Source organism: Streptomyces synnematoformans (assembly GCF_039531005.1).
GTDB lineage: Bacteria > Actinomycetota > Actinomycetes > Streptomycetales > Streptomycetaceae > Streptomyces > Streptomyces synnematoformans.
The window spans coordinates 1-10,202 of the sequence record NZ_BAAAPF010000260.1 but is presented as its reverse complement, the minus strand read 5'-3'; the positions used below and the strand labels follow the sequence as shown (position 1 = coordinate 10,202).

Sequence of the window (10,202 nt, the reverse complement as noted above, 5' to 3'; positions counted from 1 at the left end):
TACGGGACCGGCGCGAGACCCGGCCCCTGCCGCATCCCCCCGCCCGTGCCAGCGCCTGTGCCGGCGCCCGCGGTCGTGCCCGCGCCCCGGTCCGCGCCCCCGCCTGCCGCCCCGCCTGCTCCCGCCGCCGTGCCCGCTCCCGCGTCTGCGCCTGCTCCCGCGTCCGCGTCCGCGTCCGCGCCCGCTCCCGCGCCCCCGAAGTACGCCCCGGCCACGACGGTCACCGCCTCCGCGACCGCCGCGGGCTCCGGCATCCCCAGGGCCTCGGCGAGGGTACGGACCACCCGCACCCGGGTCTCGCCCCCGGGGCCTGCCGCCGCCGCCCGCCGGAGCGCGGCCGGCTCCAGCCGGGCGAGTTCGGCCGTCACGAAGGCGCGCCGCCGCCGGTGTGTCTCACCGGAGCTGAACCGGGCCACGGTCGCCCGCAGCCACGCCATGCTCGCCCCCGCGGGACCGCCGCCGCCCGCCGGCGGCTCCGGGACCAGGGCCGGGTCGGCGAGGGCCGCCCGCACGTCCGCGTGGCGGTCGAGTTCATGCGTCCGGTGCGTGGTCATGGCCCCGACGCTAGGCGCGGAACAGTTCGGCGCGGCCCGAACCGTGCGTGCGCCATCCTGGAGGCATGTCCTCCCTCGCCGAGACCGCCGGTCTCTTCGCCGACCGCACCCGGGCCGTCTTCTGCCAGGCGCTGCTGGACGGCCGGGCCTGGACGGCGGGCGAGCTGGCCCGGCACGCGGGGGTGCGCCCCTCCACCGCCAGCGAGCAACTGTCCCGCCTCATCGAGGGCGGGGTGCTGACGCAGGAGCGGCAGGGCCGGCACCGCTACGTCCGGTTGGCCGGCCCGGAGGCCGCCGCCCTCGTCGAGGCCCTCGCGGCGTACGCCCCGGACGTGGACCGGCCCCGCCCGCGCAACCTGCGCGAGTCGGTGCGCCTCACCGCCGAGGCCCGCGCCCGCACCTGCTACGACCACCTCGCGGGCCGACTGGGCGTGACCCTGGCGGACGCCATGGTCACCCGCGGGCTGGTCGCCACCGACTCCGGCGTCGCCGTCACCGCGGCGGGCCGGGCCTGGCTGGCCGACGCCCTGGGATACGAGCAGCCCCGGGGCGCCCGGCGGCCCCTGGTACGGACCTGCCTGGACTGGACGGAGCGCCGGCCGCACCTCGCCGGGGCCCTGGGCGCGGCCCTGTGCGCCTCGGCGTTCGAGCGCGGGTGGCTGCGCCGGGTCGGCTCCGGACGGGCGGTACGGGTGACGCCGGAGGGCGCCGAGGCGTTTCACCGCCTCCTGGGAGCGGCGGTCTAAGACTTGATCCGCAAATTCCCAAAGGGTGAGCTGCGGACTGCACGCCGTGCGGGTGCCGGGCGTTCCAGCGTGGTCGCGCATGTGGCGCGGCTCATCTGGGGTTGCTCGGTCCCGTTGTTCGGCGGTTTGGGGAGCAGAGGTACCACGTTGCCGTGGTACTGCCACGCGTCCCGCACCCCGAGGGGTGTTCGGGCTCGGTGTGGTTGACTCCCGCAGCGCTTCTTCCAGCGCTTCTGAGTATGTGATCTGGGTGTGCCGGGACATGGTGGTGTCCAGGTACGCGGCCTTTGGGTCGTCCACGTCGTGGAAGCGGACGAAGGCAGCGAGGGCAGCGGATACGAGGTCGCGCTTGCCCACGAGGCCGCACGCGGTGCACGTGTGCTCACGGTCGCGGAGTGTCTTGTTGACGCGTTCGCCGCACATGCAGTGCTGTGACAGGGCCGTGGACCAGGTGGACGCCCGGACGAGCCGTCCGCCCGTCGCCTCGCACTCGACCTTGAGGGCGGAGATCAACATGCCGGGTGTGGTCTGGGAGAGGCGCTTGCCCCACAGCCGGTACCACGTGCGGATGTCGCAGTCCTCCACCACGAGCACGGGGCCGTGGGCGGCGATGATCTCCCGCGCCACCAGCCGTGCGCGGTGTCGGCGACGCTCGGCGAGAGAGGCGGCGTGCTCGGCCTGGCGGGCGCGCTGGGTCCGGTAGCTCGCGGACAGCCGGTCGCGCCGGAACGCCTGCTTCGGCACCCCATCGGACCGTGCGGCGCGGGCACCACCGGGCACCATGACCGCCTTGAGCTTGAGGCCCTGGGCTTCCCGCCGTGCGGCGCGGGCGGCCTGCTTCTTCGACAGCCCGTACTGTCCGGCGTTCGTCGCCCGCCGTGAGCGCTCCAGCGCCCTGGCTCGGCCCCGCCGCTTCTTCGCGGCCTTCTCCAGCCGCGCCCGCTCGTTCTCCGTCAGCGTGATCTCCGTGGAGACCGGCTTGCCCTCGGGGGCGAGGTCAGCGGGGAAGGAGACGACGGAGAGATTCGAGACGTTGCCGTCCACGCCGCCGATGCGGTCGAGCTGGGCGGCGCGGTCGCGCATCTGGCGTACGGCAGGAGAGGACCAGCCGGAGCCGAGGACCATGAGGTGCGCCTCGTACACCCAGCGACCCGGCGCACCGGCCTTGCGGCGGCGTACGAGATCGACCTTGTGCCAGTGGGCATCAGCCTCAAGGAAGTGCCGTACGCGGGCCTCCTGGCCCGGCTGCTGGGGAATGCGGACGGGGAGAACGAGGTCGCCGCGCTTGCCGTCCGGGCCGCCCGCGAACACCACGGCGAGCGGGCCGGTGTGGTCCCACCAGTTGGCCTTGCGGTTGCCCTTGTCGGTGGGCACCTTGCCGTCCGGGTTGACCGGCGTCGGCATCCGGTGCGGCTGCATCAGCGTGTGCTGCCCGCCGTTCGTGTAGGCCATGACGTGGCCGTGGAAGGTGCCGACGAGACGGAAGGTCTCCCACTTATTCGCGGTGGTATGGGAGCGGGCGCGGCCCGGAATCCGGGTGAAGTCGTGGTACCGGCCTACCTTGGGCCGTCCGAAGCGGTTGCCGGTGGCGGGGCTCGCCGGCCTTGGCGTAGGCGCGGGCCAGGCGGGCGAAGTAGACGCTGCGGTCGTTCCGGTAGATCTGAGGCAGCGCGGCAATCTCGGCCTCGAAGAGCTGGATGGCACGATGCGGTTCGCCGAGATCGATCCAGCAGTTCGCGCGCTGGATCTCGACATAGGCGAGCGTGCAGTACGAGGTGTCCAGCGTTCCCATGGGGCCGTTCGGGCTCGACTGCGCTGCCATCTCGTGGGCCTCGTCGAACTTGGCAAGAGCGGCCCTGGGGTTGCCCTGGAGGGCATAACCTACGGCCTCCTGCTGAGCCGCCAGAGCGGTGATCTCCGACGTGAGGCCGGGGACCCGCTGTGCCGCCCTGGCAAGCCCGATGGCCCGTTCTGAACTCAACTGTGAAGCGGCTTGGTTGCTCTTGCGGAAGAGTACGTACGACTGCATGTGATCGTCGGCAGCCTCTTGAGCCCATTCCATAGAACGGTCCGACCAGTAAGCGGCGGTACGAACGTTCCCGAGATCCTGATAAAGCCAGCCCAGGAACTCAGCGGTTCGGCTCCCCATGGTCAGAAGCTCCTGGCGGGACGACCCGTTGGCGGTCTCCAGCAACCGCGTGATCGTCCGCGCGTGGTGATGGACCGTGGCGAAGGGCTGTCGTGCGCCGAAGTAGTTCGCGCTCTTGTAGTGCAGAGGTAACTGACTCTGGATCAGGGAACATACGAACTCTGGATCCGTGGGTTCGTCGTCCCCTTCCGACATGACCCGGAGTCCGTCATCCACAGGGAAGGCTTCGGTAAGCTCGCCATCTGGGGGTACAGGGCCCGTGGAAGCGCCTTCCCACTCGCGCCGCGCCAGACCCAGCATGTGGCCGGGGATTCGCAGGCCATCGGCAACGCGCTCAATGACGCTCATGTCCTTGACGACGCGCTGCCCTTCGATGACCTCACCGACCCGGCTGGGGGTCAGCTCACAGCGTCGGGCGATGAGGGCCGGATACATGCCTGCCCGCCTCATCAGCCGGAAGATCTGCGAGAAGTCACGCTCTCGGCATGCCTTGATCATCTCAACGTCGTTCAGAGCCGCGACGGCAACGGCTGCGGTGGCTCGGACTTGGGCATGGGCAACACTCCAGACGCGGTAGTCGCGCGTGGCCCGGTGGCGCTACCCCAGCGATGTTACCCACCGTGGGTAATCGCGCTGGGATCGTTCGCAGATCCTTTGACCGCGAAGCTGTTGGTCATGAGGACGACGGCAGCGACGAATGACGAACATGGGGTGATGTCGTGGCAGTGGCGGCGACATCCCCGGTGTGTGGCGCTGGCGCGGGCACAGGTGCGTAAGGCGTTGGCCGTGTGGGGGCTGGCGGGAATCGAGGAATCGGCGGTGCTGGTGGTCTCGGAGCTGGTCACGAACGCCGTCGTTCATGCCCGCGTGTCGCCGGGACGGGAGATCCTGACGCGCTTTGTCCGGCAGGACGGCGGAGTGCGTATCGAGGTGCATGACGCCTCCGACGAACCGCCGGTGCGGCGGGTGCCGGATGAATCGGGCGGCCTCGGTCTGCTTCTGGTGGATGAATTGGCGGACCGGTGGGGGGGGGTGGCGGAGCGTGCGATTGGCAAGACGGTGTGGGCGGTGGTGGTCGATCCGGCGACGGCGCGGGGTGATCCTGCGGACGGTGAGGGCTATGCATCGTGCGGCAAAGCCGAACACACCTGCGACACCTGGAGGCACAGCGTATGACGGCGGCACCCTCGATCGAACTCCGCGCCACCACCAGCCTCGAAACGGTCCGCGTCGACCTGCTCGACGTCTACGCCGCCGTCCGCGCCCCGCTCTTCCACCTGCCGAACTACGCCGTCACCGCCTTCGGCGAGCGCCTGGACCGCCACGGCTCCGAACCCGGGTTCACCGCCGTCCTCGCGTACGCGGACAGGGCGTCTCGGAGCGCGCTACCCCTTGCGGAGCAGCCCGCCGTACTCGTAGAACCGCTTGTTGCGCTTCGTGGCGCCGACGTATGACAGGAGAGGCGGGGGAACCGGCTCAAGGGCTGGCTGGAACGGGTCCGGGCGCCAATCGAGCAGATTCACCAGCCCCGGCGGCACGGGCTCCAGGCCCTCCGCGATGACGTCGACCTCGGCCGGTGTGCGGGTCTGCCAGGGGAAGCCCTTTTGGGAGATGTGTTCCGACAAGGCCGCACCGATCTCCGGATCGTCGGAGACGACCTGGGACAGGCCGAGGAAGCTGCCGGGCACGGCGCGGTCGATGACCGTGCGGAGGATGCGGCGAGGGTCGTCGGCGTCGGTCAGGTGGTGCACCACCGAGAGAAAGATCACGGCGACCGGCTGGTCGAAATCGATCAGCCGCTGCACGTCCGGGTGGGCCAGCACCGCGTCCTGGTCGCGCATGTCGGCGGAGATCACGGTAGTAGACGCATTCTCGGCGAGCAGCGCGCGGCCGTGGGCGAGCACGATGGGGTCTATGTCCACGTACACCACCCGAGCGTCCGGCACGAACTTCTGGGCGACCTGATGGACGTTGTTGTCCGTGGGCAGCCCACAGCCCATGTCTAAGAACTGGTGTATCCCGGCCTCCTGCGCCAGGTAACGCACCGCGCGGTAGAGGAAGAGCCGGTTCTGCCGGGCCATGTCCACGCCCTCAGGGAAGTCCTGCGCCGTGGCGAGGACGAACTGCCGGTCGACCTCGTAGTTGTCCTTGCCGCCGAGCATCCAGCCATACGCACGGGCCGAGGTCGGGCGGTCGACAGGTACACCGGGATCCCCAGGATCTTCCTCCGCTGCCATGGAACGACTCCGATCTCGTGAACGTCCGTGCGGCCAGCACAAGTTGGGGATGAGCCTACTCCCCGAGCTGCCCCGTGTTGCGTAAAGTCCGTGACCGTGTGATCAGGCGGCTTGCGGGGTGTTCTCCCGGCTTCGCCGGTACGCCTGCTCGTAGAGCGTCCGGGGAGGCACGGTGCTGCTCGGCGCGGCCGGTTCCACGCCCGGCCCGCCAAGCCGGTTGGCGGCCCGCGTCGGCGCGCCCGCGTCGCGGCTACCGGGCGGCCCGGCTGCGTACCAGCAGGTACAGGAAGTACGGCGTGCCGATGACCGCCGTCATCAGGCCCGCGCCCAGCTGGGCCGGGGCGATCACCGAGCGGCCGATCACGTCCGCCGTGCACACCAGCACCGCGCCCAGCAGCACCGCCACCGGCAGCACGCGGGTGTGCTGCCGGCCCACCAGCGCCCGCGCCGCGTGCGGCGCGACCAGGCCCACGAACCCGATCGTGCCCGCCGCCGACACCGCCGTCCCGGCCAGCACGACGCTGAGGATCAGCAGCCACAGCCGGCTGCGCCCGAGGTCCAGGCCCAGCAGCCGCGGCGTGTCCTCGTCCAGCGAGACGAGGTCCAGCTCCCGGCGGCGGGCGGCCGCGATCGCCAGGCCGACGGCCAGGACGACCGCCAGCGGTACGACGTCCGACAGGGTCCGCCCGTACGTCGAGCCGGACAGCCAGGTCAGCGCCATCGTCGCGTTGAACGGGTCGGTCAGCACGATCAGCAGGCTGATCAGCGCCGTCGCCGCGGTGGCGAAGCCCATGCCGACCAGGACCAGCCGGTTCTGCTGGAACCCGCCGCGGGCGGCGAGGCCGAAGACCCCGACCGAGGTGACCGCCGCGCCGGCCAGCGCCGCGGCGGACAGCCCCCAGGAGGTGGGCACGTCCACGGTCGTCACCAGCAGCACCGCGCCGAGCGCCGCGCCGTTGGTGACGCCGAGCACGCCCGGCTCGGCCAGCGGGTTGCGGGTCACGGCCTGCACCAGCGTGCCGGAGAGCGCGAGCGCGGCGCCGGCCGCCAGCGCGGCGAGCACCCGCGGGACGCGGGTGTCCAGGACGATGTCGGTGGTCGGGCCCGCCCGGCCCTGCAGCCAGTTGGCGACGTCGCCGAGCAGCAGCTTGGAGTCCCCGACCAGCAGCGCGGTCAGCGTCACCCCCACCAGCGCGACCAGCAGCACCGCCGTGGTGACGACGAACGTGCGGTGGCTGCGGATGCGCAGCCTGTCGGTGTCGGCCGCGCCCGCGCTGTCGCGCAGCCGGGTGGCCATCACCACGAGGAACACCGCGCCGACGAGGCTGGTGACCACGCCCGTCGGCACGGAGACCGCCGTGTCCTCCGGGACCAGGGCCCGCAGCAGCACGTCCGCGCCGAGCACCAGCCCCATGCCGAGCAGGGCCGCCAGCGGAATGCCCGCCCGCGACTTGCCGTACGTACGGAACCGGCCGGCGATCCCGCGCGCCAGCGCCGGCGCGCACAGCCCGACGAAGCCGATCGGCCCGGCGAGCGTCACCGACGCCGCGGAGAGCAGCACCGCCAGCAGCACCGCCGTGACCCGGGTGGGGCGCACCGGCACGCCGAGTCCGCGGGCGGCGTCGTCGCCCAGCGCCAGGGCGTCGACGCGCCGCGCGAGCAGCAGCAGCCCGGCGAGCCCGACGGCGACGAGCGGCAGCATCTGCAGCACGCCGTCCCAGCCGCTCTGCGAGATGCTGCCCTGCTGCCAGTCGTAGAGGCCCTGCGTCTCCTCGGGGAAGAGCAGCAGCATCGCCTCGGTGACCGCGAACAGCCCGAGCGTCAGCGCGGTGCCCGCGAGCACCAGCCGCACCGTGCCCGAGCCGAGGCCCGAGAGCCCCAGCACCACCGCCGCGGCGGCGAGCCCGCCGGCGAAGGCGACGCCGGAGGAGGCCAGCATCGGCAGCGTCACCCCGGTGGCGGCGGCCACCCCCAGGGCGGCGTACGCACCGGCGTTGACGGCGAGGGTGTCCGGCGCGGCCAGCACGTTGCGGCTGACCTTCTGCAGGGCGCTGCCCGCGATCGCCAGCGCCGTGCCGACCAGCAGCCCCGCGACCATCCGGGGCAGCCGGGAGGCGATGACGACGGAGGAGTCACCGGCGTCCGCCCGGCCGGTGAACGCCTTGACGACCTCGGCGGCGCCGACGTCGGAGGTGCCCTGGGTGAGGTCGACGACCGCGAGGACCGCGACGAGCAGCGTGAGCCCGGCGGCCAGCGCGGCCGCGCCCGTCCGGGACCGCACGGTCGGCGGCGGGACGGGCGCGGTCTTGCGGGTGGCCGGGGCGGTGACGGCCATCGGCGCCACCGACTACGCGGTCAGCGCGCCGACGAGCCCGTCGACGTACTGGCTCATGGACTCGGTGCCGCCGAACATCCAGATGCCGTCGTCGAGCCGGTAGACCTGCCCGGCCTTGACGAACGGCAGGGCCTTCCAGACGGAATTGTCCTTCAGCTCCTTGGTGAACGGGGTGCTCGCCTCGTCCTCGTCGTTGCCGATGTAGGCGAAGTGCGTGCCGTCGGGGAGCTTCGTCAGCCCCTCGACGTCGGTGGAGCCGAGGCCGTAGTCCTTGTCGCCCTCGACGTCCCAGGCGTTCTCCAGGCCGAGCCGCTCGTTGACGGCGCCGAGCTGCGAGCCGGCGGTGAAGGGGCGGATGGAGACCTGGTTGGAGACGACGTAGCCGTCGGCGAAGGCGATCTTGTCGCCGCCCAGGCCGGCGTCCTCAAGGGCCTTCTTGCCCTCGGTGAGCTTGGCGTCGAAGTCCTTCTTCAGCTTCTCGGCCTGCTCGGTGGTGCCGGTGGCCTCGGCGATGAGGTCGAGGTTCTCGGTCATCTGGCCGAGGGGGTCGGAGGCGTCGGCGGAGCGCAGGGTGAGCACCGTGGTGCGCTTGCTCAGCTGCTTGATCGCGGACTCGGGCAGGTCGTTGGTGGCGATGACGAGGTCGGGGTTGAGGGAGCCGACGGTCTCGATGCTGGGCTCGCCGCGGGTGCCGATCTCCTCGGGCTCGTTGGTCAGCGGGACGGCGGAGTCCCAGGTGTTGTAGCCCTTGACGTCGGCCACGCCGACGGGGTCGACGCCCAGGGATATCAGGCTCTCGACCACGTTCCACTCGGTGGCGACGACCTTCGCGGCCGGGCCGTCCTCAAGGGTGACCTTCTTGCCGGTGTAGTCGGTCAGCGTGATCGGCTGCGCGGCGCCCTTGCCGGCGCCGCCCTTGTCGTCGTCGTCCGCGGCGTCCTCGGTGGTGCCGCAGGCGGCCAGGGTGAGCGTCGCGGCGGTGGTGGCCGCCGCGGTCAGCAGGAGACGTCTCATGAGGAAGTGCTGAGCCTTTCGGTTCGCTGGTGGTGTCGGCCGATGGCGCGGGTGCGCAGCCGGCCCGTCAGGGGGTCGTCGTCGACGTCGATACGGATGCCGTAGGCCTTGCTGAGCAGCTCCGGCCGCAGGACGTCCGCGGGGCGGCCGTCGGCGACGATGCGGCCGTCGTCGAGCAGCACCATGCGGTCGGCGACGGCCGCCGCCTGGTCGAGGTCGTGCAGGACGGCGCCCACCGCGATGCGGTGGTCGTCGGCCAGGTCGCGTACGAGGTCGAGCAGCTCGACCTGGTACCGCAGGTCGAGGTGGTTGGTCGGCTCGTCGAGCAGCAGCACGCCGGTGTCCTGCGCGAGGCAGCCGGCCAGCCAGACGCGCTGCAGCTGCCCGCCGGACAGGTGCTCGGCGCCGCGCTCGGCGAGTTCGGTGACGCCGGTCATGGCCAGCGCCCGGTCGACGGCCGCGCGCCCGCCGGGGTCGGCGGCGCCCCAGCGGCCGCGGTACGGGTAGCGCCCGAACTCCACGACGTCGCGGACGGTCAGCCCGCTCGGCGTGGGCCGGCCCTGCGTCAGCAGCGCGACGTGCCGGGCGAAGTGCCGGGTGGACAGCGCGAAGCCGTCGGTGTCCTCGTCGATGACGAGGCGCGCCCGCCGGGCCCGCTGCAGCCGGGCCAGGGTGCGCAGCAGCGTCGACTTCCCGCTGCCGTTGGGCCCGACGAGGACCGTCACCTCGCCGGGCCGCAGCCGCAGCGAGGCGTCGTGGACGACGTCGACGCCGTCGTACGCCACGGTGACGTCGGCGGCGGACAGGGCGTGCCCGCGGGGTCCCGCGGCGGTCGGCGTGCTCTCTCCGGCTCTCACGGGAGCTTAGGTTAACCTAACCAAACCCCGCCCCGGCAGTCGGTGCACGAGAGAAACCGTGCGCGCCCCGCCCGGGCGGCGCCGGCCGGCCGCCCGGCGGGCCGGCCGGCGGCGACCGAGTCGTACGTCACTGGCGCGCCAGGGGGGTGGCGGGGCGAGAATACGGGTGGGCGGCGCGCGGATGCCGGACCTCCGGCGGGTGCCACGGCACGCGCGGCGCCCGACGACGCGCACAACCCGGGAGGCTCCGTGACCGCCGCACCACCGCGTACGACCGCCTCCTCCGCCGCCGGCGCCGCGCCGCCGGCTC

General features: G+C 72.5%; 7 protein-coding genes and 3 pseudogenes. 3 read left to right on the top strand and 7 right to left on the bottom strand.

The features are described from left to right. Positions 1 to 554: pseudogene (locus ABD317_RS28020) on the bottom strand (isocitrate lyase/phosphoenolpyruvate mutase family protein); the annotation flags it as partial. A gap of 65 nt (positions 555 to 619) precedes the next feature. Between ABD317_RS28020 and ABD317_RS28015 the strand changes: the two are divergent. Then, the gene (locus tag ABD317_RS28015) at positions 620 to 1,300 is read left to right on the top strand and encodes an ArsR/SmtB family transcription factor (protein WP_344293206.1); all 681 of its coding nucleotides are present in this window, start codon (positions 620 to 622) and stop codon (positions 1,298 to 1,300) included. Between the two features lie 342 nt (positions 1,301 to 1,642). On the opposite strand, the pseudogene ABD317_RS37910 reads toward ABD317_RS28015, so the two are convergent. Continuing rightward, a pseudogene (locus ABD317_RS37910) lies at positions 1,643 to 1,816 on the bottom strand (zinc ribbon domain-containing protein); the annotation flags it as partial. Positions 1,817 to 2,795: 979 nt separating this feature from the next. Further along, positions 2,796 to 3,947, bottom strand: a complete 1,152-nt coding sequence (locus ABD317_RS28010; RefSeq protein ID WP_344293204.1) for an NsdA family TPR-like regulatory protein — start codon at positions 3,945 to 3,947, stop codon at positions 2,796 to 2,798. A gap of 177 nt (positions 3,948 to 4,124) precedes the next feature. Between ABD317_RS28010 and ABD317_RS28005 the strand changes: the two genes are divergently transcribed. Continuing rightward, on the top strand, positions 4,125 to 4,625 hold the full coding sequence (locus ABD317_RS28005) for an ATP-binding protein (protein ID WP_344293202.1): 501 nt from the start codon (positions 4,125 to 4,127) through the stop codon (positions 4,623 to 4,625). Beyond that, positions 4,622 to 4,816: pseudogene (locus tag ABD317_RS28000) on the top strand (GNAT family N-acetyltransferase); the annotation flags it as partial. The gene ABD317_RS28005 and the pseudogene ABD317_RS28000, both read left to right, overlap by 4 nt. Before the next feature lie 18 nt (positions 4,817 to 4,834). Here the strand turns inward: ABD317_RS28000 and ABD317_RS27995 are convergent. From ABD317_RS27995 to ABD317_RS27980, 4 genes are all read right to left on the bottom strand, one after another. After that, positions 4,835 to 5,611 carry an SAM-dependent methyltransferase gene (locus ABD317_RS27995; RefSeq protein ID WP_344293200.1) on the bottom strand — a complete coding sequence of 259 codons (777 nt, stop codon included), beginning with the start codon at positions 5,609 to 5,611 and terminating at the stop codon, positions 4,835 to 4,837. Between the two features lie 325 nt (positions 5,612 to 5,936). Beyond that, entirely contained in the window at positions 5,937 to 8,021 is a 2,085-nt protein-coding gene (locus ABD317_RS27990) for an iron ABC transporter permease (RefSeq protein WP_344293198.1), read from the bottom strand. A gap of 12 nt (positions 8,022 to 8,033) precedes the next feature. Next, positions 8,034 to 9,035: an iron-siderophore ABC transporter substrate-binding protein gene (locus ABD317_RS27985; RefSeq protein ID WP_344293196.1), complete on the bottom strand. Its 1,002-nt coding sequence runs from the start codon at positions 9,033 to 9,035 to the stop codon at positions 8,034 to 8,036. After that, positions 9,032 to 9,892 carry an ATP-binding cassette domain-containing protein gene (locus tag ABD317_RS27980; RefSeq protein WP_027752736.1) on the bottom strand — a complete coding sequence of 287 codons (861 nt, stop codon included), beginning with the start codon at positions 9,890 to 9,892 and terminating at the stop codon, positions 9,032 to 9,034. Before ABD317_RS27980 ends, ABD317_RS27985 begins: the two co-directional genes overlap by 4 nt. Between the last annotated feature and the right edge of the window lie 310 nt (positions 9,893 to 10,202).